This window comes from Streptomyces albospinus, from assembly GCF_014648695.1.
Classification (GTDB): Bacteria; Actinomycetota; Actinomycetes; order Streptomycetales; family Streptomycetaceae; genus Streptomyces; species Streptomyces albospinus.
Map to the genome: position 1 here is coordinate 191174 of NZ_BMRP01000006.1, position 25098 is coordinate 216271.

The following is a 25098-nucleotide window of genomic DNA, read 5'->3' on the forward strand; positions in this document are numbered from 1 at the left end:
ACCGGGGTCGCCGGGGGCACCGGGGCCGCTGCCCGTCCTGCCACCGCGCCGTCCGCACCGTCCGCTGAAGTCCCGCAGGCCGACGGTGAGCTGCCGCGCCGGCGGCGCCGCAGGCCGACGTCCGAGGAGCAGCCCGACCCGCACGACGACAGCACGATCAACCTGCGCTCCCCGGAGGAGACGGCGTCCCGCTGGGCAGCGCTCCAGCAAGGCACCGAGTCCGGTCGGGCCGCAGCCCAGTCAGACCCCCCTCGCCGTCCCGAAGGGAACACCGAGTCATGAACAGCCCCACCCGCCGCCGTGTCGCCGAGGACAAGTCCTGGGTGCTGGCTCCTCTGTTGGAGCTGCCGCACGTGGTCCACGCCGCCGTCATCTCCGGCGACGGCTTCATCGAGGGCGCCTCGCCGGGCCTTTCGCGGGAGGCCGCGGAGGGCGTGGCCGCGATGATGTCCGCGCTCCAGGGCGCGGGGCGCGCGGTGACCGCGGCGTTCGCCGAGAAGACCGACACCCGGCTGCGGCAGACGGTCATCGAGTCGGAGGAAGGTTTCGTCTTCGCGATTCCGGCGGGGGAGAACACCTGCCTCGCCGTGTTCGCCGGTCCGGAGGTGAACATGGGCGTCGTCGCGCACCACATGCAGATCCAGGTGACGACCCTGGGCAGCAAGGTCATGAACAGCCGCGCCCGGGACACCGGTACACCGGCATGACGCCCCGCCAGAGCGGCGGACGGCGCCTCGTACCGGCCTATCTGGCGACCGGCGGACGCGCCCAGCCGAGCCGCAACACGTTGGACCGGCTGACCGTGCTGCACGGCGTGGACATGCCGATCACCAGTGAGGTACGCCCCGAAGAGCACCGGATCCTGGAGCTGCTCCAGCCCGGGGCGCTGACTCTGGCCGAGGTGGCCGCCCATCTCCACCTGCCCGTCAGCGTGGTGAAGGTGCTGGTGGCCGACCTCGTCGATGCCGGGCGCCTGCACGCCCGAGTCCCCATACCCGAAGCCGAGCAATTCGACCGGCAGATCCTGGAGAGGGTTCTCGATGGACTCCGCTCTCTCAAGTCCTAGCACCGGTCCCGGAACCGGCGGCATGTACCTCGACGGCGACCGCCAGACGCTGGTGAAGCTGCTGGTCGCGGGCCCGTTCGGGGTCGGCAAGACCACGCTGATCCGTGCGCTCTCGGAAATCCAACCGCTGCACACCGAAGAGGTCATGACGCAGTCCGGCGCGATGGTCGACGACCTCGCCGGTGTCCGGGACAAGACCACCACCACGGTCGCCATCGACTTCGGGCGGCTGACGCTGCCCGGGGACCTGGTGCTGTACCTGTTCGGCACACCCGGGCAGAAACGCTTCCGCCCGCTGTGGCAGGACATCGCACGCGGCGCGCTGGGCGCCCTGGTCCTCGCGGACACCCGCCGGCTGGCGGACTCGTTCGAGGTGATGGACATCGTCGAGGAGGCCGGGCTGCGGTACGCGGTCGCGGTCAACACCTTCCCGGACGCCCCGCAGTACGACGTGGAAAAGCTCCGCGACGCACTCGATCTGCACCCGGACACACCGCTGGTGCTGTGCGACGCCCGCGACAAGGAGCAGTCCGTCGACGCGCTGATCGCACTCGTCCGCCATGTCCTGGACAACCTCCCCGAGGAGAACCCGAACCCGTGACTTCCCCGTACCAGCCGGGCGCCGCACCATCGCCGTCCTGCCCCGCGCAGGCCGTCCCCCCGCCGCAGGAGCAGGCGCCGCCGCCGGGCTGCCCGGCGCACGGGGCGCCGCAGCACCAGGCGCCGGCCCAGCCGGACGCGCACGCACCGGTGAAGCTGTACGGACCGGACTTCGCCGCCGACCCGCACCGCTTCTACCGGCATCTGCGCCAGTACGGGGCGTTGGCGCCGGTGGAGATCGCGCCCGATGTGACCGCGATGCTGGTGACCGACTACCGGGCCGCGCTCGACCTGCTGAACGACGACGCCACCTGGTCGAAGGACTCCCGGGAGTGGATGACCACCGTCCCGCAGGACACCCCGGTCATGCCGATGCTGATGTGGCGCCCCAACGTCTTCTACAGCGACGGGCCGGCGCACGTCCGCTACCGGGACGTCATCGTCGACAGCTTCAAGCTCGTCGAGCCGCATGAACTGCGCGCCCGCGTGCAGCATGCCGCGGACACCCTGATCCAGCGCTTCGGGGCCCGGGGCGAGGCCGACCTGATCGCCGACTACGCGCGGCTGATCCCGCTCCTGATGTTCAACAGCCTCTTCGGGCTGCCGGACTCCTACAGCGAACGGCTCATCGCGGCCATCGGGGGAATGCTGGAGGGCAATTCCCCCGAGGAGGCCGCCGCCGCCAACGAGGCGTTCACCACGTACATCATGGAGCTGGTCGGTTCGAAGAAGGGGCAGCGGGGGCCGGACCTGACGTCGTGGTTCATGGACCACCCCAACGCGCTCAACGACGAGGAACTGATCCACAACATCATCCTCGTGATGGGCGCCGGCAACGAGCCGCTCGCCAACCTCATCGGCAACGCCCTGTCGCGGATGCTGTCCGACGACCGCTACTACAACACCCTGTCCGGCGGCGCGCTGACCGTGCACGACGCGATCAACGAGGTGCTGTGGAACGACCCGCCGCTGACCAACTACTCCGCCCACTTCCCGGTCCGCGACGTCTTCTTCCACGGCACCTGGGTGCGCGCCGGGCAGCTGGTGATGGTCTCGTACGCGGCGGCCAACAGCCAGTTCGACACCACCGAGGCGCTGGCGCCCGGCTCGGGCAGCGGCTCGCACCTGTCGTGGGCGGCGGGCCCGCACGCCTGCCCCGTGAAGCGGCACGCGCTGCTGATCGCCACCACCGCGATCGAGCGGCTGACCGCCTGGCTCTCGGACATCGAACTTGCCGTCGACCACAGTGAGTTGGAGTGGCGGAACGGCGCCTTCCACCGGGCGCTGGCCGCCCTCCCGGCCCGCTTCACCCCCATCTCCCCGGACCAGGCAGGAGCTACGCCATGGCACAACAGCGATCGCAGCCCTATGTCATCGACCCGGCCGGAACCGACATCCACGGCGAGGCAGCCCGCCTCCGCGCACTAGGCCCGGCGGCCCGGATCGAGCTGCCCGGCGGCATAGCCGCCTGGGCGATCACCGGCCACGGCCTGCTGAAGGAGCTGCTGACCGACGACCGGGTGTCCAAGAACCCCCGGGACCACTGGCCGGAGTGGCAGCGCGAGGAGATCCGCGGCAGCTGGCTCCAGTCGTGGATCGGCGTGACGAACATGTTCACCGCGTACGGCGCCGACCACCGACGGCTGCGCAAGCTGATCGCCCCGGCGTTCACCGCCCGCCGCACCGACGCGATGGTGCCCCGGGTGGAGCAGATCACCCGCGCCTTACTGGACGGCCTCGCGGCGCGCCCCGCCGGCGAGGCCGTCGATCTGCGCGAGTCCTTCAACCACCCGCTGCCGATGCAGGTGATCTGCGAGCTGTTCGGCTACCCCGAGGGGCAGCCGCGGGTCGAACTGGCCCGTATCGTCGCGGAGATCATGGACACCACGGCCACGCCCGAGCAGGCGACGGCGACCTGGGTGTCGGTCGACGCGCTGCTCGGCGACCTGGTCGCCGCCAAGCGCGCACAGCCGGCCGACGACCTGACGAGCCTGCTGGTCGCCGCGCGGGACGACGAGGGCCAGGGAATGACGGAGCGGGAGCTGCTGGACACCCTGATCCTGGTCATCGGCGCCGGCCACGAGACCACCGTCGACCTGCTCGGCAACGCGGTGTACGCGCTGCTGACCCACCCCGAACAGCTCAGGCTGGTCCTCGACGGCACCGTCTCCTGGAACGACGTCATCGAGGAGACGCTCCGCTGGTCCCCCAGCATCGCCAGCCTCCCGCTGCGCTTCGCCGTGGAGGACATCGAGCTGCCGCACGGCGAGGTGATCCGCAAGGGCGAGGCGCTGCTCCCGATGTACGCGTCGGCGGGCCGCGACGCGGCGCAGCACGGCCCGGACGCGGCGGTCTTCGACGTCCGGAGGGCGAGCCAGGAGCATCTGGCGTTCGGGCACGGTGTCCACCGCTGCATCGGGGCGCCGCTGGCCCGTCTGGAGGCCCGGACCGCGCTCCCGGCCCTCTTCGACCGCTTCCCGGACATCCAACTGGCCGTGAAGCCCGGCGAGTTGGAGCCCGCGGGCGGTTTCATCGCGGGCGGGCTGCGCAGCCTGCCGGTACGGCTGACGGCCGGCTGACCCACCGCCGTTCCCGGAAGAGAGCCGACGGCCCCGCCACCTTCCCGGTGGCGGGGCCGTCGGCGTCGTCCCGGGGCTACCTCGGAGTGCGGGCCGCGGCGGCGAGGAGCCGGTCCACATCGGCCGGGCGGAGCGTCAGGGCGGCGCCGACCGTGCCGAGCACCTCGCGTTCGGCGGGGGTGTAGGAGCCGTCGGCGAGGGCGATCCGGGCGCCCTGGAGGAGCAGCGCCTCCCGCCCGGCCGGGGCCAGGTGGGGCGCCAGCGGCTCCAGCGCCTCGTGGAGCTCTATGGCCAGCGCCGTACCGCACGGGTCGAGGCCCTGCTGTCCGCAGTGCCCGCCGGTGACCGCGTCGTACGTGCCGGTGAGCCCGCCGGTGTCGGCGGCGAGTGCGGCGAGCAGGGTGAGCAGCTGGTCCTCGGAGCAGTCGGCGGACCCGGCCGCGCGGACCGTGTCGACGGCGGTGTCGCGGACCGTGCGGGAGGACGTGCCGCCGGCCGCCAGCAGCGCCAGGGTCAGGGTGTGCACGGCGTCCCGGAGCATCGCCGAGAAGCGGACGGTGGTGGGGTGGTCGAGGGCGTCCGGGCCGAAGTGGCCCTGGCAGGCGGAGCATTCGAGGACGGGTCCGGCGGCCCCCCGGGGCAGGACCGGGACCCCGAGGACGGCCAGGCGGCGGCGGCCGGTGCGGCGGAGGTAGTTGCGGTCGCCGCCGCAGTCGGGACAGAAGAACTCGCCGTCGGCGACGGTACGCCAGGACGTGCGCACTCCCATCACACACCAGTTGCGCATCACGTCTGCCTCCGTAACTCCCCCGCTGCCTCGACGACACGGGGAGGTACCCCACGGCCCCGTCGCCGTTCGGTACGTGATGTTAGCCACATACGTGATGCGCCGTCAGTACCCCGTATCGGACAACGCCCGGACACCTGGCCGGAATGCAGGGGCCCCGCCCCCTCCGCGAAGGAAGGAGCGGGGCCCGCCGGACGTGCCGGGGCGGGTGGTCAGCGGCCCGCGCGGTTGACGGCGGAGACGACCGCCTTGAGCGAGGCCCGGGTGGTGTTCGCGTCGATGCCGATGCCCCACAGCACCCGGCCGTCGATCGCGCACTCGATGTACGAGGCGGCCTGCGCGGAGGCGCCCTCGCTCATGGTGTGCTCCTGGTAGTCCAGCAGCCGCGCGTCCACGCCGACGCCCTGGAGCGCCTCGAAGAACGCGGAGATCGGGCCGTTGCCCGAGCCGACCAGCACCGTCTCGGCACCGTCCACCTCGGCCTCGACGGTGAGGGTGTCGACGCCGTCCTTGTCGGTGGTGGTCTGCCCGGTCTTGACCTGGATACGGCCCCACGGGTCGTGCGGGTTGGGCAGGTACTCGTCCTGGAAGACGGACCAGATGGCGGCCGGGGTGACCTCGCCACCCTCGGCGTCGGTCTTCTCCTGGATGATCCGGGAGAACTCGATCTGCATCCGGCGCGGCAGGTCCAGCTTGTGGTCGTTCTTCAGGACGTAGGCGATACCGCCCTTGCCGGACTGCGAGTTGACGCGGATGACCGCCTCGTAGGAGCGGCCGACGTCCTTGGGGTCGATGGGCAGGTACGGCACCGCCCACTCGATGTCGTCGACGGTCCCGCCCTGGGCCGCGGCGTCGGCCTCCATGGCGTCGAAGCCCTTCTTGATGGCGTCCTGGTGGGAGCCGGAGAAGGCGGTGTAGACCAGGTCGCCCGCGTAGGGGTGGCGCGGGTGGATCTCCATCTGGTTGCAGTACTCGCTGGTGCGGCGGATCTCGTCGATCTGCGAGAAGTCGATCTGCGGGTCGACGCCCTGGGAGAAGAGGTTCATGCCCAGGGTGACCAGGTCGACGTTGCCGGTGCGCTCGCCCTGCCCGAACAGGCAGCCCTCGATGCGGTCCGCGCCCGCCATGATCGCCAGCTCGGCGGCGGCGACGGCGGTGCCGCGGTCGTTGTGCGGGTGCACCGACAGGCATACGTGCGCGCGGCGGGAGAGGTTGCGGCTCATCCACTCGAAGCGGTCGGCGTGCGTGGACGGCGTCGAACGCTCCACGGTGGCGGGCAGGTTGAGGATGATCTCGCGGCCCTCCTCGGGCTGCCAGACGTCCATCACCCCCTCGCAGACCTCCAGCGCGAAGTCCAGCTCGGTGTCGGTGAAGATCTCCGGGCTGTACTGGTAGCCGAAGACCGTCTCGTCGCCGAGCAGCTTGTCGGCGTACTCCATCACCAGCCGGGTGCCGTCCACGGCGATCTGCTTGACCTGCTCCTTCGAGCCGCGGAAGACGACCCGGCGGAAGGTGGGCGCGGTGGCGTTGTAGAGGTGGACGGTGGCGCGCCGCGCACCGATCAGCGATTCGACGGTGCGCTCGATCAGTTCCTCGCGCGCCTGGGTCAGGACGGAGATGGTCACGTCCTCGGGGATCGCGCCCTCTTCGATGATGGAGCGGACGAAGGCGAAGTCGGTCTCACCGGACGACGGGAAGCCGACCTCGATCTCCTTGTAGCCCATGCGCACCAGCAGGTCGAACATCTCGCGCTTGCGGGCCGGCGACATCGGGTCGATCAGCGCCTGGTTGCCGTCGCGCAGGTCGGTGGAGAGCCAGCGGGGGGCCTCGGTGATACGCCGGTCCGGCCAGGTGCGGTCGGGGATGTCCACGGCCTCGTAGGGGCGGTACTTGTGGATCGGCATCCCGGACGGCTGCTGCGTCCGGGTGGCGTTGGTGATCGGGGTGGGGCGGCCGACAGGCTGCGACATTGCGTAGGGCTCCTCGGGAGATCCGTAAGGACGGCCGACGGTCGAACGCAGCACCAGATCCCGCGGGGAGGGGGTCGGCCTACGACTACAGGCCCTCGCCGCGGCAGCTAAGGAGAAGCAGCCCGAAACGCATGATGTGCAGCACCTTAGCCGAGGTCGGTGGGATCCGACGGACGCGTATCAGTATGCGGGACGGGATGGACGGAGCAGAGAAAATGCGACCAACCACACGTTTTCGGGAATTTCACCCAACGGCAGTGACAGGCGGATTACACAGTGCCACCGTTTGTCCATGGACCACAACGTGACCCGGAAGCGCACCGCCCCCACTGCCCCTGTCTTCTGCACGATCGTGCCGCCGCACATCCTCGGCAAGCTCGCCGAGTCCGACGACCCGGAGCGGCACGAACCCGCCCGCAGCACCCTGGAGCACGACGCCCTCCACCGCACCCGGCGCACCGACCTGGCCGGCCGCACGGTCACCCCCAAGGAGGCCCGCGCCGCCGCCGACAAGCCCGACCGCACCGTCTACGACGCCGGCCACCAGCAGAACCTCCCCGGCACCAAAGTCCACTCCGAGTCCGACGGCCCCTCCAAGGACGCCTCCGTCAACCGCGCCCAGTCGGGCCTCGGCGCCACCTTCGCGTTCTATCTGAAGGCCTACGGCCGCAAGTCCATCGACGGCAAGGGCCTGCCGCTGGACGCCACCGTCCACTACGGCGTGAAGTACGACAACGCCTTCTGGGACGGCGAGCGGATGGTCTTCGGCGACGGCGACGGACAGCTCTTCCGCGACTTCACCATCCCCGTCGACGTCATCGGCCACGAGCTGACCCACGGCGTCACCCAGTACACCGCCGCCCTCGACTACCAGGGCCAGTCCGGCGCCCTCAACGAGTCGATCTCCGATGTCTTCGGCTCGCTGATCAAGCAGTACGCGCTCGGCCAGACCGCCGAGCAGGCCGACTGGCTGATCGGCGCCGACCTGCTCGGCCCCGGCATCCACGGCAAGGGCCTGCGCTCCATGAAGGCGCCCGGGACCGCGTACGACGACCCGCACCTGGGCAAGGACCCGCAGCCCGCGACGATGGCCGGGTACGTCACGACCACCGACGACAACGGCGGGGTGCACCTCAATTCGGGCATCCCCAACCACGCCTTCTACATCGCCGCCAGCACCCTCGGCGGCAAGGCGTGGGAGCGGGCGGGCCAGGTCTGGTACGACGTGCTCACCGGCGGCCACCTGGCCAAGAACGCCCAGTTCGCGGACTTCGCCGCACTCACCGTGCAGGCCGCCCAGGCACGCTACGGCGCGGGCGCGGAGCACGACGCGATGGTCAAGGCGTGGTCGGAGGTCGGGGTGACCGGGAAGAAGTAGCCCGGCGCCCGCGGGGTGGGGCGGCCGAGTGCCGTTCCCGCCCCTCGGCACGTCTACACCCGCCCCGCGGGGTAGGAGCCCGGTATGCGTATCCACATCCGGCGCACCGGCGGCTTCGCGGGCATCGAGCGCCGCGCCGAGGTCGACACCGACGGCCGCCCCGACGCCGCCGACTGGCAGGCCCTCGCCCACCGGGCCGTCGCCGACGCCCACCCCGCTCCCCCGGCCGGGGTGCCGGACGGCTTCGGCTACGAGATCACCGTCGACGGGAAGACGGTGTACTGCGCCGACCCGCGGCTCACGGAGGACCAGCGGGAGCTGGTCACGAGAGTCCTGAAGGAAGGGGCGTAGCCATGGGCGGCCCCCGGGTGGAGCGGCCAACTCCCGTGCACTGCACAGACCTTGACAGGTGTTACCGGCGGTTACGAGGATCCCGCCCATGACCACCGTGCCGGCGTCGTCGCCCCTCCCCCGCTTCCCCGACGGCTTCCTCTGGGGAGTCTCCACCTCCGCCCCGCAGATCGAGGGCGCGGTGGACGAGGACGGGCGGGGGAGGTCCACCTGGGACGTGTTCGCGGCACAGGCCGGGCGCATCAAGGACGGCTCCGACGCCCGGGTGGCGACCGACCACTACCACCGCTTCCGCGAGGACGTGGCGCTGATCCAGGAGCTGGGCGTCGGCGCGTACCGCTTCTCGGTGGCCTGGCCGCGGGTGGTGCCGGACGGCGCCGGGGCGGTCAACGGGGCCGGGCTGGACTTCTACGACCGGCTGGTGGACGCGCTGCTGGAGGCCGGCGTCGCGCCGGTGCCGACGCTGTTCCACTGGGACACCCCGCAGGCCCTGGAGGAGGGCGGCGGCTGGCTCCGCCGGGACACCGCCGAGCACTTCGCGGCGTACGCGGACGCGGTGGCGGCCCGGCTCGGCGACCGCGTGGAGTGCTGGATCACCCTCAACGAACCGGCCGAACTGACCCTGCTGGGCTACGGGCTCGGACAGCACGCGCCCGGCCGCGCACTGCTCTTCGACGCGCTGCCGGCCGCCCATCACCTGCTGCTCGGCCACGGCCTGGCCGTCCAGGCGCTGCGCGCCCGCGGCGCCACCGGCATCGGCATCGCCAACTCGCACGGCCCGACCTGGCCGGCGTCCGACTCCGCCGCCGACACGGCCGCCGCCGACCTCTACGACCTGCTCCTCAACCGGCTCTTCGCGGACCCGCTGCTGCTCGGCCACTACCCGGACGACGGGCTCGCGGCCCTGCTGCCGGGCCCGGTCGCCGACGACCTGGCGACCATCTCCGCGCCCCTGGACTGGTACGGGATCAACTACTACCAGCCGACCCGGATCGGCGCCCCGCGCCCGGACGCGGCCGGCCCCACCGACTTCGCCGGGATCGCGCTGCCGCCCGAACTCCCCTTCGCCCCGCAGAAGATCGAGGGCTATCCGCGGACCGCCTTCGACTGGCCGGTGGTCCCCGAGGCGCTCACCGAACTGCTGCTGTCCTTCCGCGCACGGTACGGGGCGAGCCTGCCACCGGTGCTGATCACCGAGAACGGCTGCTCCTACGACGGCATCGACGACACCGAGCGGATCGCCTTCCTGGACGGACACCTGCGGGCACTGCACCGCGCCATCGAGGCCGGCGCCGACGTCCGCGGCTACTTCGTCTGGTCACTGCTGGACAACTTCGAATGGGCCGAGGGCTACGCCCAGCCGTTCGGCCTCGTACACGTCGACCGCACAACACTGGCCCGCACGCGGAAGGCGTCGTTCCACTGGTTGCGGGGGGCGCTTCGCCTTTAGCCTTCCCACGTTGTCGGCCGTCCCGCCGGTCCGCTGCGCTTTGCCTGCTTCCCACGTTGTTGGCTTTCCCGCCGTGCGCCTGCGGCGGGGCGGCTTCCCACGTTGCCGGGTGCGGCACCGTTGCGCCTGCGGCGGGCGGTGCCGCTGCGCGGGGCTGTTGGGGTGCGGTGACGGTCCTGCGGGGCTGGGTGTCCGGACTGCTTCGCTTTACGTCCGGACACCCTGCCCCTCCGGCCCGTCCCCTCCCGTGGGTGGGTGGAAAAACCAGTAGGGGTGCACGTAAGTGGGTCCGTGCGGGCTCATAGGTCGATGGAGACCGTCACCGGACCACTCTGCCCAGCCCCCACCCACCGCTTCTCCCCTCCCACCCACGGGAGGGGACGGGCCGGAGGGGGCGGTGTGCAGGACGTAAAGCGCAGCAGTCCTGCACACCGCCCCCGCAGGACCGTCACCGCACCCCGAAAGCCCCGCGCAGCGGACAACACCCCGCGCCGAAGGCGCAAAAGACAGCAACCCCCACGGCGGGAAAGCCGACAACGTGGGAAGCCTAAAAGCCCAGCTTGCGCAACTGCTTCGGGTCGCGCTGCCAGTCCTTGGCGACCTTGACGTGCAGGTCCAGGAAGACCGGCGTGCCCAGCAGCGCTTCGATGTGCTTGCGGGACTTCGTGCCGACCTCCTTCAGGCGCCGGCCCTTCGGGCCGATGATGATGCCCTTCTGGCTGGGGCGCTCGATGTAGATGTTGGCGTGGACGTCGAGCAGCGGCTTGTCGGCGGGGCGGTCCTCGCGCGGGATCATCTCCTCGACGACGACGGCGATGGAGTGTGGCAGCTCGTCGCGTACGCCTTCCAGGGCGGCCTCGCGGATCAGCTCGGCGACCATGACCTGCTCTGGCTCGTCGGTGAGATCGCCCTCGGGGTAGAGCGCCGGCCCTTCGGGGAGCAGCGGCACGAGCAGATCCGCCAGCAGCGAGACCTGGGTGTCGCCGACGGCGGAGACCGGGATGATCTCGGCCCACTCGATGCCCAGTTCCTTGCCGAGCTGGTCGACGGCGATCAGCTGGGCGGCGAGCGCCTTGGAGTCGACGAGGTCGGTCTTGGTGACGATGGCGACCTTGGGGGTCTTCTTGATGTCGGCCAGCTCACCGGCGATATAGCGGTCGCCGGGGCCGATCTTCTGGTCGGCGGGCAGGCAGAAGCCGATGACGTCGACCTCGGACCAGGTGGTGCGGACGACGTCGTTCAGGCGCTCGCCGAGCAGGGTGCGCGGCTTGTGCAGGCCCGGGGTGTCGACGAGGACCAGCTGGGCGTCGGGGCGGTGCACGATGCCGCGGACGGTGTGGCGGGTGGTCTGCGGCCGGTTGGAGGTGATGGCCACCTTCGTACCCACGAGAGCGTTCGTGAGGGTCGACTTGCCCGCGTTGGGGCGGCCGACGAAGCAGGCGAACCCGGCGCGGTGCGGGGTGGCGGAGTCTGTACGAGCGCTCATGGCGCCCATTCTCCCCGATCCCCACACCCGCTCCGACCATCCGCCGCTCCGGGACCGCCGGGGCTCAGTCGACGACGGCCGCCTTGCCCTCGAAGGCGGTGGCCTTCAGTGCGGTGTCGACCCGGGCGAGGGTGTCGGCGGAGAGGGCGATGCGGGCGGCGGCCAGGTTCTCCGCGATATGGGCGGGGGTGCGGCTGCCGGGGATGGGCACCACGTGCGCGTACTGGTGCAGCAGCCAGGAGAGGGCGAGCTGGCCGGAGGAGATGCCGAGGTCGTCGGCGATGGCCCGGACGGGGGCGAAGCGGTCCCGGTTGGCCTTGAGGTTGGCCGCGTCGAAGCGCGGCAGGTGGCGCCGGAGGTCGTTCTCGGCGACCTCTGCGACGGTGCCGGTGAGGAAGCCGGTGCCCAGCGGGCCCCAGGCGACGATGCCGACGCCCAGCTCACGGGCGACCGCGAGCAGCTCGGCGTCGACCGGCTGCCACATCGACCACTGCACCTGGACGGCGGCGACCGGGTGCACGGCGTGGGCGCGGCGCAGCTGGTCGGCGGTGACGTTGGAGAGGCCGAGGTGGCGCACCAGCCCGGGGCCGATCAGGTCGGCGACCGCGCCGACGGTGTCCTCGAAGGGGATCTGCGGGTCGGGGTAGTGGGGGTAGTAGAGGTCGATGCGGTCGGTGCGGAGGGTGCGCAGCGAGGCTTCGGCGTAGCCGCGGACGTGGCGGGGGTCGGCGTTGACGGCGAGTTCACCGAAGCCGTAGTTGACCGGGAAGGGGTGCGGCTCGACGCCGTCGGGGAGCCGGAAGCCGAACTTGGTGGCGATCACCACCTCGTCGCGGCGGCCCTTGAGTGCCGCGCCGATCAGCCGCTCGTTGTGGCCGTCGGGGCCGTAGCCGTCGGCGGTGTCGATATGGGTGGCGCCCTCGTCGAGGGCGGCGCGCAGGGCGGCGGTGGCGCGCCGCTCGTCGGTCTCGCCGTAGACGCCGGGTGAGAGGACCATGGCGCCGAAGGCGACGGCGGAGCTGGTCAGCGGTCCCAGGGTGCGGGTGGGCAGAGCGGTCACGGCGGCTCCTCGGGCGGATGCGGGCGGGGCCGGGGTCGGCGGGCCCCGGTTGCCACGATCATGGCCGGAACTGCCGGTGGGCGTCCAAGAGTTGCGGTGATAGCCGTTGGTTATGGGAGTGGGTGCGGGCGGGGCGCCGAGGGGCGCCCCGCCGGTGCCGGTCAGGCCGTCGGGCCGGCGGCCGGGACGGTGGTGCGCAGGGTGCCGTCGGGGGCGGCGACGAGCACGGGGGTGTCGGGGCCGCCGAGGTCGCGGACGGCCGCGCGGTCCGCGTCGGCGGCCTGTTCGGCGTCGGTGACCACGGCCGCGGCCTCCAGGGACGTGGCGCCGCTGGCGACGGCCATCGCGACCGCCGTCTGCAAGGCGCTGAGTTGCAGGGAGTCCAGGGCGACGGTGCCGGCGACATAGGTGCGGCCGGTCTCGTCGCGGACGGCGGCGCCCTCGGGCACGCCGTTACGGGCCCGCGCCGAGCGCGCGAGCGTGATGATCTTGCGGTCTTCGGGGTCCAGCGGTGCGGCTTCGGTCATACGGGCGAGCATATGCGGGACCGGTCCGGCGCGGTCGGCCGCTCCGGCTGCGCCGTGGGTGCCACACACCATGGCTGAAGAGTGCGGTTGCCCCGCTCCCCTGTGCCGGGGCACCCGACTCTCCAGCCAAGACTCTTCGCCGTGCGCGCATCGGGCGTCTGCCACGCGGATGCGGATCAGGGCGCGTCAGGCGTGCATCCGGGGATGCCGCCGCGGGAGCAGCACCGCCGGCAGCGGTGCCGCGGCGGCGCACTCCGCCGCGGCTTTCCGTGCACGCATTTCGCTTCAACTTCCCTGTACGGCAAATGAATCCGGCGCCTTTCCGGCACCGGCTCGACGATCTTTCCACGGCTTTGCCGGGGGAATCCAGATCTGCCGGAAATGGCATTCAGGAAATTTCCGGTGCACTGGAGATCAGTAGCCGGGTGCGCCGGAACAGCGGGAAGAGAGGGGAAGAGACGGGAGCGCGGTCAGCTTGCGGCCGGGCCGCCGCCCGCTTCGGAGCGGACCGGCTCGCACAGCACCGTGACGATCTTGTTGCGGCGACCGGCCGGCGACTCGGCGATCAGCCGCAGCGCCTTGAGGTCCGGGTCGGAGGCGTCACCGGAGAGGTCGACCTCGGCGGTCGCCCCGGCGATCGGAACCCGGCCCAGCAGCTTGGCGAGCAGCCCGCCGACCGTCTCCACGTCCTCGTCGTCCAGCTCCAGGCCGTAGAGCTCGCCCAGTGCGCCGATGTCCAGCCGGGCGGTGACCCGGTAGCGGCCGGCGCCCAGGTCCTGGACGGGCGGCAGCTCGCGGTCGTACTCGTCGGTGATCTCCCCGACGATCTCCTCCAGGATGTCCTCGATGGTGACGATGCCGGCCGTGCCGCCGTACTCGTCGATCACCACCGCGACGTGATTGCGGTCCCGCTGCATCTCGCGCAGCAGATCGCCGGCGTTCTTGGTGTCCGGTACGAACACCGCCGGACGCATCGCCGACGACACCAGCTCGCTCTCCGCGTCCCGGCTGATGTGCACCTTGCGGGCGAGGTCCTTGAGATAGACGACGCCCACGATGTCGTCCTCGTTCTCCCCCGTCACCGGAATCCGGGAGAACCCGGAGCGCAGTGCCAGGGTCAGCGCCTGCCGGATGGTCTTGAACCGCTCCACGGAGATCAGGTCCGTGCGCGGCACCATCACCTCGCGGACGAGGGTGTCGCCGAGCTGGAAGACGGAGTGCACCATCCGGCGCTCCTCGTCCTCGATCAGCGACTCCTTCTCCGCGAGGTCCACCAGCGACCGGAGTTCGGCCTCGGACGCGAACGGGCCCTTGCGGAAGCCCTTGCCGGGCGTCAGCGCGTTGCCGAGCAGGATCAGCAGCTGGGGCACCGGGCCCATCACACGGGCCAGCGGCAGCAGCACATACGCCGCGGCGGTGGCGGTGTTCAGCGGGTGCTGCCGGCCGATCGTGCGCGGCGACACCCCGACGGCGACGTACGACACCAGCACCATCACGGCGATGGCGACGGTCAGCGCCTGCCAGGTCTCGTCGAACGACCGCAGGCAGGCGTAGGTGACCAGCACCCCGGCCGCCATCTCGCAGCCGACCCGCACCAGCAGCGCGACGTTCAGATAGCGGGTGGGGTCGGCTGCCACCGCGGCGAGCCTGGCGCTGCCGCGGCGTCCGGAGCGGACGGCCTCCTCGGCGCGGAAGCTGGTGGTCCGCGCCAGCCCGGCCTCCGCGCACGCGGCGAGCCAGGCGATCACGACGAGGAGTACCGCGACGGCGATCAGCTGGGTGGTCATCGCGTGCCCCGTCAGGTCACGGTCGGCGCCGGCGAGGGCCCGGTGAGCCCGCGCTCGGCGCGCCAGCCGTCGATGATCGCCGCCTGGAGCCCGAACATCTCGGCCTTCTCGTCCGGCTCCTCGTGGTCGTAGCCGAGCAGGTGCAGCACGCCGTGGACGGTCAGCAGCTGGAGCTCCTCGTCCATGCTGTGCCCCGTCGGGGCCTCCGCACCCTGCTTCGCGGCGACCTCCGGGCACAGCACGATGTCACCGAGGAGCCCCTGCGGGGGCTCCTCGTCGTCCTTGGCCGGCGGGCGCAGCTCGTCCATCGGGAAGGACATGACATCGGTCGGGCCCGGGAGGTCCATCCACTGGATGTGGAGCTGCTCCATGGCCTCGGCGTCCACGACGATGACGGACAGCTCGGAGAGCGGATGGATGCGCATCCGGGCCACGGCATAGCGGGCGACGTCCAGGATCGCCTGCTCGTCGATGTCCGTACCGGACTCGTTGTTGACGTCGATCGACATGGGGAAGGTGCGTCTCACTTCTTGATCGCGCAGCGCGGCCTACCGGCCGTTGCGGCTGTCGTACTTCTCGTATGCGTCGACGATACGGCCGACCAGCTTGTGCCGGACGACGTCCTGGCTGGTGAGCAGGGAGAAGTGCACGTCGTCGACGCCGTCCAGGATCTCCCGGACCTGGCGCAGACCGCTCTTCGTGCCGCCCGGGAGGTCGACCTGGGTCACGTCACCGGTGATGACTATCTTCGAGTCGAACCCGAGCCGGGTCAGGAACATCTTCATCTGCTCGGGATTGGTGTTCTGCGCCTCGTCGAGAATGATGAAGGCGTCGTTCAGCGTCCGGCCGCGCATGTACGCCAGCGGCGCCACCTCGATCGTGCCCGCGGCCATCAGGCGCGGGATGGAGTCGGGGTCGAGCATGTCGTGCAGCGCGTCGTAGAGCGGGCGCAGATACGGGTCGATCTTCTCGTAGAGGGTGCCGGGCAGGAAGCCCAGCCGCTCGCCGGCCTCGACCGCGGGGCGGGTCAGGATGATCCGGTTGACCTGCTTGGCCTGGAGCGCCTGGACGGCCTTGGCCATGGCGAGATAGGTCTTGCCGGTGCCGGCCGGGCCGATGCCGAAGACGATGGTGTGCTTGTCGATGGCGTCGACGTAGCGCTTCTGGTTGAGCGTCTTGGGGCGGATCGTGCGCCCGCGGTTGGAGAGGATGTTCTGGGTGAGCACCTCGGCGGGCGTCTCGCTCACCGCTCCGTTGCCGTCCTCCGCCGCGCGCAGCATGGCGATCGAGCGTTCCACCGCGTCCTCCGTCATCGGTTGTCCGGTGCGGAGCACCAGCATCATCTCGTCGAACAGGCGCTGGACGAGGGCGACTTCACGGGCGTCGCCGACCGCGCTGATCTCGTTGCCCCGGACGTGGATGTCGGTGGCGGGGAAGGCTTCTTCGATCACGCGCAGCAGCGCGTCTCCGGATCCCAGGACCATGACCATGGGGTGCTTGGCCGGGACCGTGAACTGAGCGCTCGCCTGCGCTTGTGTCGGTGTCTGCGTCATGGGTAGGCCGTGCGGCCTGCTCAACCCCCATCCTTTGCTCATCGCGGGTACGGCCCTCGGCAGAGCTGCCCGCACCGGGCTCCTTGCGCTACCAGAGTACGACGGGGCACCGACAAGCCCCGCGGGATTTCCCGGCGGGGGGCCGGGCGGGCCGGACCGGCGGGCCCGCCGCCGCTCAGGCCGGGCGGCGGAAGCCGATCGTGGGGACCGCGCGGGCCAGCGGCGCCGGCCGGTACGCGGCGGGCAGCACGGCGTCCAGGAACCCGTACTGGCGGCTCAGCCCGGCCGCGGCCGGTGTCCCGCAGGCACGCACCCCGCGCCACCAGGCCGCGATCTCCGCCCAGCCGGGCGCGGACAGCGAGCCGCCGAATTCCTGCACGGACAGGGCGGCGCTAAGCCCCGCGAAGGCCAGCCGGTCGGCCAGCGGCCACTCGGCGAGGGTGCCGGTGACGAACCCGGCCACGAAGACGTCCCCGGCGCCGGTCGGGTCCAGTGCCTCGACCGCGATGCCGGCCACCTCGGCGCTCTCGCCGGTCCGCCCGTCCACCGCGTACGCGCCCTCCGGCCCGAGGGTGACCACCGCGAGCGGCACGAGGTCGGCGAGCTTGCGGGCGGCGGCCCGCGGGCAGCTGGTGCGGGTGTAGCGCATCGCCTCCTCGGCATTGGGGAGGAACGCCTCGCAGTGCTCCAGGTCGGCGAGGTCGGCCGGGTCCCAGCGACCGCTGTCGTCCCAGCCGACGTCCGCGAAGATCCGGCTGCCGCGGCCCGCCGCGCAGCCCAGCCAGCCCTCCCGGCGGCCCGGGACGAGCGAGGCGACGCAGGCGCGGGACGGCGGCGGGCAGCCCGGGGCGTGCTTGCCGTCGAAGGCGTGCTCCGGCGGCGGCGCCTCGTGGCCGTGCGAGACCATCGTGCGCTCGCCCTCGTAGGCCATGGAGACGGTGACCGGGGAGTGCCAGCCGGGGACCTTGCGGGACAGCTCCAGGTCGATGCCCTCGCCCTGTTCGAGCGCCTCCCAGCAGTACTCGCCGTACATGTCGTCGCCGAACGCGGCGGCAAGGGAGGTGCGCAGGCCGAGCCGGGCCAGGGCGGTGGCCATGTTGGCGACGCCGCCGGGGCTGGAGCCCATGCCGCGGGCCCAGGACTCGGTGCCGCGCACCGGGGCGGAGTCCAGGCCGGTGAAGATGATGTCGAGGAAGACCGTGCCGGTGAGATAGACGTCGGTGCGCGGATCGCCGTCCGCGCGCACCGCGGCCAGCGGATCGAGGCCCGGCGGCACGGCGGCCGGCCCCGCAGGCGGTTGGACATCGCGTCGGCCAGTGCTCACCGCGCTCGCCCCTCTCGTACTCAACTCGTGCCGCCAGTGTGCCTGATGCTGCGGTACGTTCCGCCCCATGAGGCTCTCCATTCTCGGCGGGGGCGGCTTCCGGGTGCCGCTGGTCTACCGTGCGCTGCTGGACGACCCGGCACGCTCCGTCTCCGGGCTGACGCTGTACGACACCGATCCGCGCCGGGTCGCGGTGATCTCCGAGGTGCTGGCGCGGCTGGCCGCGGGCCGCCGCGGAGCGGTACCCGTACGAGTGGCGGACTCCCTGGACGCCGCGCTGACCGGAGCCGACTTCGTCTTCTCCGCGATACGGGTCGGCGGCACGGCCGGCCGGATCCGCGACGAGCGGATCCCGCTGTCGGAGGGCGTGCTCGGACAGGAGACGGTCGGCGCGGGCGGGGTGCTCTACGGCCTGCGGACGATCCCGGCGGCGCTGCACATCGCCGAGCGGGTGGCGGCGCTCGCCCCGGACGCGTGGGTCATCAACTTCACCAACCCCGCGGGCATGGTCACCGAGGCGATGTCCCAGGTGCTGGGTGACCGGGTCATCGGGATCTGCGACTCCCCCGTGGGGCTGGTGCGGCGCGCGGCCCGCGCAGCCGGCGCGGACCCGGCGGCGCTGACGGATCCGGCGCGGTCCGGCTTCGACTACGTGGGGCTCAACCACCTCGGCTGGCTGCGGTCGTTGACCCTCGACGGCACCGATCTGCTGCCCGGCCTGCTGGCCGACGACGCGGCCCTGGGCTCCTTCGAGGAGGGCAGGCTGTTCGGCACCGACTGGCTGCGCACCCTGGGGTCGCTGCCCAACGAGTACCTGCACTACTACTACTTCCGCCGCGAGACCCTGCACTCCCTGCGGGACACCGCCGAGACCCGCGGCGAATTCCTCGACCAGCAGCAGGGCGGCTTCTTCGAGCGGGCCGCGGCGGCCGACTCCCCGGACGCGGTCTACGAGCTGTGGGAGCGGACCCGGCTGGAGCGCGAGGAGACGTACATGGCGCACAGCCGGGAGGCGAGCGGCGGCTGGCAGCGCGACAGCCACGACCTGGAGGGCGGCGGCTACGACCGGGTGGCGCTGGACCTGATGCACGCCATCGCCCACGACACCGGCCGGCGGCTGATCCTCAACGTCCGCAACCGCACGACGGTGCCGCAGCTGGCGCCGGACGCGGTCGTGGAGACGGTGTGCGAGGTGGACGCCCGAGGGGCCCGTCCGCTGCCCTGCGCGCCGCTGCGCGAGGACCAATTGGGGCTGATGCTCCAGGTCAAGGGGGTGGAGCGGGCGACGGTGGAGGCCGCGGTGTTCAAGGATCGCTCGGCGGCGCTGCGAGCGCTGGCGCTGCACCCGCTGGTGGACTCGCCGGCGGTGGCCGCCCGCATCCTGGAGCGGGCGGCCGAGGAGGCGTGGCACCGCGGAGGCGTGACACCACAGCGGTAGGGCACGCGGGGGCGTGACGCCGCGGACGCCCCCGCGTGCCGCACCCCCGGGAATCCCCGCCGCCTCCGCCGCGTTGTGGCCCAGCAGGGGGTGCCCGTTCCCCCTAGGGGATCTGTTCGCCCGCCCCCTGGTGGCCCCGGGCCCGCGGCGCAGCCGCTAGCGGCTCAGCCACTCCGGCAGGTGCGGGGCCTCCTCCCCGATGGTGGTCGCCTCGCCGTGCCCGGTCCGTACGACGGTGTCCGGGGGCAGCGTCAGCAGCCGGTCCCGGATCGAGGCGATGATGGTCGGGAAGTCGGAGAACGACCGGCCGGTGGCGCCGGGGCCGCCCCGGAAGAGGGTGTCCCCGGTGAAGACGGTGCCCAGGTCGGGGGCGTACAGGCAGACCGCGCCGGGGGCGTGGCCGGGGGTGTGCAGCACCGTCAGGTCGACCCCGGCGATGGTCAGCACCTGACCGTCCATCAATTCCACGTCCGGCGGGGTGTCCGGGTGCGTCTGCTTCCACAGCGGCAGGTCGTCGGGGTGCAGATGGATCCGGGCGCCGGTGCGGCTCGCCAGCGCCGGCGCCGCGTCGATGTGGTCGTTGTGGGCGTGGGTGCAGATGATCGCCCGCAGCGTCCGCCCGTCGAGGGCTTCGTAGATGGCGTCGGCGTCATGGGCGGCGTCGATGACCACCGCCTCCGCGCCGTCGCCCACGATCCACACGTTGTTGTCGACGTCCCAGGTGCCGCCGTCCAGGGAGAACGTCCCCGACGTCACGAGGTGATCGATGCGGGCGGTCATCACAGCACCACCACCGAACGCAGCACATCACCCGCGTGCATCCGCGTGAACGCCTGCTCCACGTCGCCGATCCCGATGGTCTCGGTGACGAACGCGCCGAGGTCGATCCGGCCCTGCTGGTGCAGGTCGATCAGCATCGGGAAGTCCCGGGACGGCAGGCAGTCGCCGTACCAGGAGGACTTGAGGGCGCCGCCGCGGCCGAAGACGTCCAGGAGGGGGAGCTCCAGCGTCATCTCCGGGGTGGGCACGCCCACCAGGACGACGGTCCCGGCCAGGTCGCGGGCGTAGAACGCCTGCCGGTAGGTCTCCGGCCTGCCGACCGCCTCGATGACGACATCGGCGCCGAAGCCGCCGGTCAGCTCGCGGATCACCTCGACGGGGTCGGTGGTGCGGGAGTTGACGGTGTGGGTGGCGCCCATCGACTTCGCGGTGTCCAGCTTGCGGTCGTCGATGTCCACCGCGACGATCCGCGACGCCCCGGCCAGCCGCGCCCCGACGACCGCCGCGTTGCCGACCCCGCCGCAGCCGATCACCGCGACCGAGTCCCCGCGCCCGACGCCGCCCGTGTTGATCGCGGCGCCGATGCCGGCCATCACGCCGCATCCCAGGAGCCCCGCGACGGCCGGCGAGACCTCCGGGTCCACCTTGGTGCACTGGCCCGACGCGACCAGCGTCTTGTCCGCGAACGCCCCGATGCCGAGCGCCGGCGTCAGCTCCGTACCGTCCTTGAGCGTCATCTTCTGCCGGGCGTTGTGGGTGTCGAAGCAGTACTGCGGCCGGCCGCGCAGACACGCCCGGCAGGCGCCGCACACCGCACGCCAGTTGAGGATGACGAAGTCCCCCGGGGCGACGTCGGTGACGCCGTCGCCGACCGACTCCACCACGCCGGCCGCCTCGTGCCCGAGCAGGAACGGGAACTCATCGGTGATCCCGCCCTGCTTGTAGTGCAGATCGGTGTGGCACACCCCGCACGCCTGGATCTTCACCACGGCCTCGCCGGGCCCCGGATCCGGCACCAGGATCGTCTCCAGCCGCACCGGTTCGTTCTTCCCCGGCGCAACGACGCCGCGCACTTCCTGTGCCATCGGTACCGCCCCTCTTCGAAGATGAAGATCACGTACGGGACCACTGTGGCGTACCGCCACCGCGTCGTGCCACACCGCGCGCGGGCGCATCAGGGGGCGCGGCGTCAGCCGCTCCGGTGGAGCCGGTGCTTGCGCCGGGGGCGCACCGGATCACAGCCGCGCACGGGTCACCAGCGCGGCACCGCGGGGGCGGTCCAGCCGGGATCGGCGCGGCGCATCGCGGCGGCGTCGTCGCGGGAGCGGTGGGTGCCGTCGTCGGCCAGCCAGCGGCGGTGCAGGGCGGCGAGCCGGTCGCGGTCGAGGGTGACGCCGAGGCCGGGGGCGTCGCCGACGTCCAGGTGGCCGTCGCGGAAGGTGAGGCGCTCGGTGAGGACGTCCTCGGTCTGCCAGGGGTAGTGGGTGTCGCAGGCGAAGTCCAGGTTGGGCACGGTGGCCGCCACCTGGGTCATCGCGGCCAGGCTGATGCCCAGGTGGGTGTTGGAGTGCATGGACAGGCCGACGCCGAAGGTGCGGCACAGGGCGGCGAGTTCCCGGGTGCTGCGCAGCCCGCCCCAGTAGTGGTGGTCGGAGAGGACGACCTGCACGGCGCCGCGGGCGAAGGCTTCGGGGATCTCCTCGAAGGCGGTGACGCACATGTTGGTGGCCAGCGGCACCGGCGCACGGGCCGCCACCCGGGCCATCCGGTCGGTACCGCTCGCCGGGTCCTCCAGGTATTCCAGGACGTCGCGCAGCTCATCGGCGACCCGCAGCGAGGTCTCCACCGTCCAGGCGCCGTTGGGGTCGAGGCGCAGCGGCTGCCCGGGGAACGCCGCGGCCAGCGCCCGGATCGCCGCGATCTCCCGGTCCGGCGGGAAGACGCCGCCCTTGAGCTTGAAGGACGTGAAGCCGTGGCGGTCGGCGAACCGGCGGGCCTGGGCGACGATCCCGGCCGGGTCGAGGGCCGCGCCCCAGTCGTCGGGCTCGCCGCGGTCGCCGGGGTGGGCGGCCCAGCGGTAGAAGAGGTAGGCGCTGTATTCCACGCGGTCGCGCACCCGGCCGCCGAGGAGTGCGTGCACCGGCAGGCCGGTGGCGCGGCCCCAGGCGTCGAGGCAGGCGACCTCGAAGCCGGAGAGCACCGAGCGCCGCAGCTTGCCGGCGGTCCGGGCACCGCGCAGCCCGGCGGCGTCGACGGTGGCGACGGCGTCGACGGTGCCGGAGGTGGCGACTGCGTGGACGGTGCCTGCATCGGTCGCGTCCGGGGAGTCCCCGCACACCCGGTCGGCGAGCGCGGGCAGCCCGTTCAGGTCCGTGACCCTCCGACCGACCAGCGCATCGGCCAACAGGCGTGCCGGGCCGAGGTATTCGGTGTCGCCGTAGGTCTCCCCGAGCCCGGTGGCACCGCCCGCGGTGACCACCTCGATGATCAGCCGCGGGGTGTACGGCTGGTGGACGCCCTGGATGTTGAGCAGCGGCGGGTCGGCGACCAGGACCGGGGTGAGCCGGACCTCGGCGACGGTCAGGTCCTCGGGGGCGGCGGCCATCGGCGCTCGTCTCCATATGTAGATGACGTCCATGGACGGAAATGGAGCGTAGGGAGCACGCTCCAGCAGCGTCAATACCCCCGGCGGGAAGGGGCAGTTGGGCGGCACGCTGCCGCCACCCTTTACCAACGCTTTAATCTTCGCGCGTAGATATACCGATTGAGGCTCTGTTAGACCTACCCGGGACCACCCCCACCTCCCTAAGGAGCCGCGCATGCCCCGCCCCCTCCTCTCCCGCCGCACCCGCCCTGCGCTCTCCCCCCGCACCCGCCTCGCCGGTGCGGTGGTCGCCGCCCTCGCCGCCGGCACCGCGGTGTTCGGCGCCGGCCAGGCGACCGCCGAGCACTCCGTGCCGCGCACCGACAAGGAGATCCCCAACCTCACCCAGGTGCAGGACAAGATCAAGGCGTACTACGGCGACACGGTGACGGCCGACGGCGAGCACTACGCCTCCCCCACCAGCAACTACGCCCGCCAGGTCCGCGGCATAGAGGCCAAGGCGCGCACCTACCTGGCCGGCGCGCTCGCCGAGAAGGGCACGGGGAAGGCCAAGCCGGCCATCGTCCTGGACATGGACGACACCACGCTGCTGACCTACAACTACGAGCTCAAGGTCGGCTTCAACTTCACCCCGAAGACCCAGGACGACTACCTGGCGCACACCGACATGGCCCCGGTCTTCGGCATGAACCAGCTCGTCAACTGGGCGCACAAGAAGGGCGCCGAGGTCTTCTTCATCACCGGCCGCAAGGAGGCGCAGCGCGACTGGAGCGTGCGCAACCTCAAGCACGTCGGCTACGACGTGCCGCTGGACCCGGCGCACGTCTTCCTGCGGGACAAGGAGCACCCGCCGGCCTACCTCCCGTGCGGCGCGACCTGCTCGACCATCGGCTTCAAGTCCGGCACCCGCAAGCACATCGCGTCGCTCGGCTACCGCATCGTGGCCAACTTCGGCGACCAGTACAGCGACCTGCTGGGCGGCTCCGCGGACCGCGGCTTCAAGCTGCCGAACCCGATGTACTACCTCCCGTAGGCCCCGTAGGGCTGTCGTGGGCCCCGTAGGGCAGCAGGCACCGAGGGCGCTCAGCGCCTCTTGGGGAGCGGCACGCGCAGCAGGTCCCGGGCGATGGTGAGTTCACCGGCGAAGCCCGCTGCGCGTGCCTGGCGCGCGAACTCGTCCGGGTCGGTGTAGCGCTGCGAGAAGTGCGTCAGCACCAGATGCCGCACGTTCGCCTCCGCGGCCACGCGGGCGGCCTGCCCTGCCGTCAGATGGCCGTGGTCCGTGGCCAGTTGGACGTCCTCGTCGAGGAACGTCGACTCGATGACCAGCATGTCCACCCCCTCCGCGAGCGCGTGCACGCCGTCGCACAGCCGGGTGTCCATGACGAACGCGAACCGCTGGCCGGGCCGGAGCTCGCTGACCTCGTCGAGGGTCACACCGTTCAGCTCGCCGGCCCGCTGGAGGCGGCCGATGTCGGGCCCGGCGATGCCGCGGGCGGCCAGCAGGTCCGGGAGCATCCGCCGGGCGTCCGGCTCGACGAGGCGGTAGCCGTACGACTCGACCGGGTGCGAGAGCTTGCGCGCCTCCAGGAGGTACGACGTCGAGCGGTCCAGCTCACCGTCCTCGACGACCGGCCGCTGGGCGATGCGGACCGTCTCCCGGTAGGCGGTGGCGTAGCGCAGCCGGTCGAAGAACCGCTCCCCACTGGCCGGGTAGTGGGCGGTGACCGGATGCGGCACCCGGTCCAGGTTGATCCGCTGGATCACCCCGGCCAGGCCCAGCGAGTGGTCGCCGTGGAAGTGCGTGATGCAGATCCGGTTGATGTCGTGGGCGGCGACCCCGGCCCGCAGCATCTGGCGCTGGGTGCCCTCACCGGGGTCGAAGAGCAGCCCCTGGCCGTCCCACCGCAGCAGATAGCCGTTGTGGTTGCGGTGCCGGGTGGGGACCTGGCTCGCGGTCCCGAGGACCACCAGTTCGCGTACGGACACGGCTCGTTACCCGGGGGGCCACTGGAGGCCGCGGCCACCGAGGACGTGCAGATGGGCGTGGAAGACGGTCTGGCCCGCGCCGGAGCCGGTGTTGAAGACGACCCGGTAGCCCCCGTCCTCGACCTCCTCCGCGGCGGCGACCTCGCGGGACTCGCACAGTATGTCGGCGATGACCTGCGGCTCGGCGGCGGCGAGCGCCGCGGCGTCCGGGTAGTGGACCTTGGGGATCACCAGGATGTGGGTCGGCGCCTGGGGGTTGATGTCGCGGAACGCGACGGTGGTCCCGGTCTCCCGGACGATGGTCGCCGGCACCTCCCCGGCAACGATCTTGCAGAACAGGCAGTCGGCCTGCGGTTCTCCCGCCACCG

The 25098-nt window shown here is 71.9% G+C and carries 24 protein-coding genes and 1 pseudogene; 11 read left to right on the forward strand and 14 right to left on the reverse strand.

What is annotated here, in order from left to right:
* The 6 genes and pseudogenes from IEZ17_RS42255 to IEZ17_RS11530 all read left to right on the forward strand — a co-directional run.
* Window positions 1–282 (forward strand): annotated as a pseudogene (locus tag IEZ17_RS42255) (ATP-binding protein); the annotation flags it as partial.
* Window positions 279–707, forward strand: a complete 429-nt coding sequence (locus IEZ17_RS11510; RefSeq protein ID WP_159503845.1) for a roadblock/LC7 domain-containing protein — start codon at window positions 279–281, stop codon at window positions 705–707. The pseudogene IEZ17_RS42255 and the gene IEZ17_RS11510, both read left to right, overlap by 4 nt.
* Entirely contained in the window at window positions 704–1066 is a 363-nt protein-coding gene (locus IEZ17_RS11515) for a DUF742 domain-containing protein (RefSeq protein ID WP_159503844.1), read from the forward strand. Before IEZ17_RS11510 ends, IEZ17_RS11515 begins: the two co-directional genes overlap by 4 nt.
* Before the next feature lie 22 nt (window positions 1067–1088).
* A complete protein-coding gene (locus IEZ17_RS11520) occupies window positions 1089–1667 on the forward strand; it encodes a GTP-binding protein (protein ID WP_159503843.1) in 579 nt (192 codons plus the stop codon).
* Window positions 1664–3094 carry a cytochrome P450 gene (locus tag IEZ17_RS11525; protein WP_189299146.1) on the forward strand — a complete coding sequence of 477 codons (1431 nt, stop codon included), beginning with the start codon at window positions 1664–1666 and terminating at the stop codon, window positions 3092–3094. The genes IEZ17_RS11520 and IEZ17_RS11525 overlap by 4 nt, the downstream gene beginning before the upstream one ends.
* A complete protein-coding gene (locus IEZ17_RS11530; protein ID WP_189299147.1) occupies window positions 3010–4245 on the forward strand; it encodes a cytochrome P450 family protein in 1236 nt (411 codons plus the stop codon). The genes IEZ17_RS11525 and IEZ17_RS11530 overlap by 85 nt, the downstream gene beginning before the upstream one ends.
* Window positions 4246–4321: 76 nt before the next feature.
* Here IEZ17_RS11530 and IEZ17_RS11535 read toward each other — a convergent pair whose 3' ends face one another.
* Complete coding sequence (locus IEZ17_RS11535) at window positions 4322–5032, reverse strand: TerB family tellurite resistance protein (protein WP_189299148.1); 711 nt, start codon at window positions 5030–5032, stop codon at window positions 4322–4324.
* Window positions 5033–5244: 212 nt separating this feature from the next.
* A complete protein-coding gene (gene leuA / locus IEZ17_RS11540) occupies window positions 5245–7002 on the reverse strand; it encodes a 2-isopropylmalate synthase (RefSeq protein ID WP_189299149.1) in 1758 nt (585 codons plus the stop codon).
* Window positions 7003–7294: 292 nt separating this feature from the next.
* Here leuA and IEZ17_RS11545 point away from each other — a divergent pair, with 292 nt between their 5' ends.
* The 3 genes from IEZ17_RS11545 to IEZ17_RS11555 all read left to right on the forward strand — a co-directional run bounded on the left by IEZ17_RS11545 (window position 7295) and on the right by IEZ17_RS11555 (window position 10181).
* Window positions 7295–8380, forward strand: coding sequence for a M4 family metallopeptidase (locus tag IEZ17_RS11545; protein ID WP_189299150.1), 1086 nt, complete (start codon window positions 7295–7297; stop codon window positions 8378–8380).
* An 84-nt stretch (window positions 8381–8464) separates the two neighbouring features.
* Entirely contained in the window at window positions 8465–8731 is a 267-nt protein-coding gene (locus IEZ17_RS11550) for a protealysin inhibitor emfourin (protein ID WP_189299151.1), read from the forward strand.
* An 88-nt stretch (window positions 8732–8819) separates the two neighbouring features.
* On the forward strand, window positions 8820–10181 hold the full coding sequence (locus IEZ17_RS11555; protein WP_189299152.1) for a GH1 family beta-glucosidase: 1362 nt from the start codon (window positions 8820–8822) through the stop codon (window positions 10179–10181).
* A 547-nt stretch (window positions 10182–10728) separates the two neighbouring features.
* On the opposite strand, the gene era is transcribed toward IEZ17_RS11555, so the two are convergent.
* The 7 genes from era to IEZ17_RS11590 all read right to left on the reverse strand — a co-directional run bounded on the left by era (window position 10729) and on the right by IEZ17_RS11590 (window position 17918).
* Window positions 10729–11667, reverse strand: a complete 939-nt coding sequence (era, locus tag IEZ17_RS11560) for a GTPase Era (protein WP_189299154.1) — start codon at window positions 11665–11667, stop codon at window positions 10729–10731.
* 64 nt (window positions 11668–11731) lie between these two features.
* Complete coding sequence (locus tag IEZ17_RS11565) at window positions 11732–12727, reverse strand: aldo/keto reductase (protein WP_229852162.1); 996 nt, start codon at window positions 12725–12727, stop codon at window positions 11732–11734.
* Window positions 12728–12888: 161 nt separating this feature from the next.
* A complete protein-coding gene (locus IEZ17_RS11570) occupies window positions 12889–13254 on the reverse strand; it encodes a cytidine deaminase-like protein (protein WP_043269681.1) in 366 nt (121 codons plus the stop codon).
* 470 nt (window positions 13255–13724) lie between these two features.
* Window positions 13725–15041 carry a hemolysin family protein gene (locus IEZ17_RS11575; RefSeq protein ID WP_189299156.1) on the reverse strand — a complete coding sequence of 439 codons (1317 nt, stop codon included), beginning with the start codon at window positions 15039–15041 and terminating at the stop codon, window positions 13725–13727.
* Window positions 15042–15052: 11 nt separating this feature from the next.
* On the reverse strand, window positions 15053–15550 hold the full coding sequence (gene ybeY / locus IEZ17_RS11580) for an rRNA maturation RNase YbeY (protein ID WP_189299278.1): 498 nt from the start codon (window positions 15548–15550) through the stop codon (window positions 15053–15055).
* 39 nt (window positions 15551–15589) lie between these two features.
* The gene (locus IEZ17_RS11585; protein WP_189299158.1) at window positions 15590–16594 is read right to left on the reverse strand and encodes a PhoH family protein; all 1005 of its coding nucleotides are present in this window, start codon (window positions 16592–16594) and stop codon (window positions 15590–15592) included.
* 175 nt (window positions 16595–16769) lie between these two features.
* Window positions 16770–17918, reverse strand: coding sequence for a carbohydrate kinase family protein (locus IEZ17_RS11590; protein ID WP_189299160.1), 1149 nt, complete (start codon window positions 17916–17918; stop codon window positions 16770–16772).
* A 67-nt stretch (window positions 17919–17985) separates the two neighbouring features.
* Here IEZ17_RS11590 and IEZ17_RS11595 point away from each other — a divergent pair, with 67 nt between their 5' ends.
* A complete protein-coding gene (locus IEZ17_RS11595) occupies window positions 17986–19356 on the forward strand; it encodes a 6-phospho-beta-glucosidase (protein ID WP_189299162.1) in 1371 nt (456 codons plus the stop codon).
* Between the two features lie 156 nt (window positions 19357–19512).
* On the opposite strand, the gene IEZ17_RS11600 is transcribed toward IEZ17_RS11595, so the two are convergent.
* From IEZ17_RS11600 to IEZ17_RS11610, 3 genes are all read right to left on the reverse strand, one after another.
* On the reverse strand, window positions 19513–20136 hold the full coding sequence (locus IEZ17_RS11600; RefSeq protein ID WP_189299164.1) for an MBL fold metallo-hydrolase: 624 nt from the start codon (window positions 20134–20136) through the stop codon (window positions 19513–19515).
* Window positions 20136–21221, reverse strand: coding sequence for an S-(hydroxymethyl)mycothiol dehydrogenase (locus tag IEZ17_RS11605; protein ID WP_189299166.1), 1086 nt, complete (start codon window positions 21219–21221; stop codon window positions 20136–20138). The genes IEZ17_RS11600 and IEZ17_RS11605 overlap by 1 nt, the downstream gene beginning before the upstream one ends.
* A 167-nt stretch (window positions 21222–21388) precedes the next feature.
* Entirely contained in the window at window positions 21389–22774 is a 1386-nt protein-coding gene (locus IEZ17_RS11610) for an enolase C-terminal domain-like protein (protein ID WP_373299791.1), read from the reverse strand.
* Between the two features lie 181 nt (window positions 22775–22955).
* On the opposite strand from IEZ17_RS11610, the gene IEZ17_RS11615 reads away from it, so the two are divergent.
* Entirely contained in the window at window positions 22956–23774 is an 819-nt protein-coding gene (locus IEZ17_RS11615; RefSeq protein ID WP_189299168.1) for an HAD family acid phosphatase, read from the forward strand.
* Between the two features lie 50 nt (window positions 23775–23824).
* On the opposite strand, the gene IEZ17_RS11620 is transcribed toward IEZ17_RS11615, so the two are convergent.
* Both IEZ17_RS11620 and IEZ17_RS11625 read right to left on the reverse strand, forming a co-directional pair.
* Window positions 23825–24730, reverse strand: a complete 906-nt coding sequence (locus IEZ17_RS11620; RefSeq protein ID WP_189299170.1) for a ribonuclease Z — start codon at window positions 24728–24730, stop codon at window positions 23825–23827.
* 6 nt (window positions 24731–24736) lie between these two features.
* Window positions 24737–25096: a histidine triad nucleotide-binding protein gene (locus IEZ17_RS11625; protein WP_189299172.1), complete on the reverse strand. Its 360-nt coding sequence runs from the start codon at window positions 25094–25096 to the stop codon at window positions 24737–24739.
* Between the last annotated feature and the right edge of the window lie 2 nt (window positions 25097–25098).

Excerpts from the sequence above, each read along its gene's own strand:
- era (WP_189299154.1), bottom strand. The coding sequence starts at position 11,667 with ATGAGCGCTCGTACAGACTCCGCCACCCCGCACCGCGCCGGGTTCGCC.
- IEZ17_RS11530 (WP_189299147.1), top strand. The coding sequence starts at position 3,010 with ATGGCACAACAGCGATCGCAGCCCTATGTCATCGACCCGGCCGGAACC.
- IEZ17_RS11520 (WP_159503843.1), top strand. The coding sequence starts at position 1,089 with ATGTACCTCGACGGCGACCGCCAGACGCTGGTGAAGCTGCTGGTCGCG.
- IEZ17_RS11585 (WP_189299158.1), bottom strand. The coding sequence starts at position 16,594 with ATGACGCAGACACCGACACAAGCGCAGGCGAGCGCTCAGTTCACGGTC.
- IEZ17_RS11550 (WP_189299151.1), top strand. The coding sequence starts at position 8,465 with ATGCGTATCCACATCCGGCGCACCGGCGGCTTCGCGGGCATCGAGCGC.
- IEZ17_RS11515 (WP_159503844.1), top strand. The coding sequence starts at position 704 with ATGACGCCCCGCCAGAGCGGCGGACGGCGCCTCGTACCGGCCTATCTG.
- ybeY (WP_189299278.1), bottom strand. The coding sequence starts at position 15,550 with ATGTCGATCGACGTCAACAACGAGTCCGGTACGGACATCGACGAGCAG.
- IEZ17_RS11600 (WP_189299164.1), bottom strand. The coding sequence starts at position 20,136 with ATGACCGCCCGCATCGATCACCTCGTGACGTCGGGGACGTTCTCCCTG.
- IEZ17_RS11615 (WP_189299168.1), top strand. The coding sequence starts at position 22,956 with ATGCCCCGCCCCCTCCTCTCCCGCCGCACCCGCCCTGCGCTCTCCCCC.
- IEZ17_RS11605 (WP_189299166.1), bottom strand. The coding sequence starts at position 21,221 with ATGGCACAGGAAGTGCGCGGCGTCGTTGCGCCGGGGAAGAACGAACCG.
- IEZ17_RS11510 (WP_159503845.1), top strand. The coding sequence starts at position 279 with ATGAACAGCCCCACCCGCCGCCGTGTCGCCGAGGACAAGTCCTGGGTG.
- IEZ17_RS11610 (WP_373299791.1), bottom strand. The coding sequence starts at position 22,774 with ATGGACGTCATCTACATATGGAGACGAGCGCCGATGGCCGCCGCCCCC.
- IEZ17_RS11545 (WP_189299150.1), top strand. The coding sequence starts at position 7,295 with ATGGACCACAACGTGACCCGGAAGCGCACCGCCCCCACTGCCCCTGTC.
- IEZ17_RS11555 (WP_189299152.1), top strand. The coding sequence starts at position 8,820 with ATGACCACCGTGCCGGCGTCGTCGCCCCTCCCCCGCTTCCCCGACGGC.
- IEZ17_RS11595 (WP_189299162.1), top strand. The coding sequence starts at position 17,986 with ATGAGGCTCTCCATTCTCGGCGGGGGCGGCTTCCGGGTGCCGCTGGTC.
- IEZ17_RS11570 (WP_043269681.1), bottom strand. The coding sequence starts at position 13,254 with ATGACCGAAGCCGCACCGCTGGACCCCGAAGACCGCAAGATCATCACG.
- leuA (WP_189299149.1), bottom strand. The coding sequence starts at position 7,002 with ATGTCGCAGCCTGTCGGCCGCCCCACCCCGATCACCAACGCCACCCGG.
- IEZ17_RS11575 (WP_189299156.1), bottom strand. The coding sequence starts at position 15,041 with ATGACCACCCAGCTGATCGCCGTCGCGGTACTCCTCGTCGTGATCGCC.
- IEZ17_RS11535 (WP_189299148.1), bottom strand. The coding sequence starts at position 5,032 with ATGCGCAACTGGTGTGTGATGGGAGTGCGCACGTCCTGGCGTACCGTC.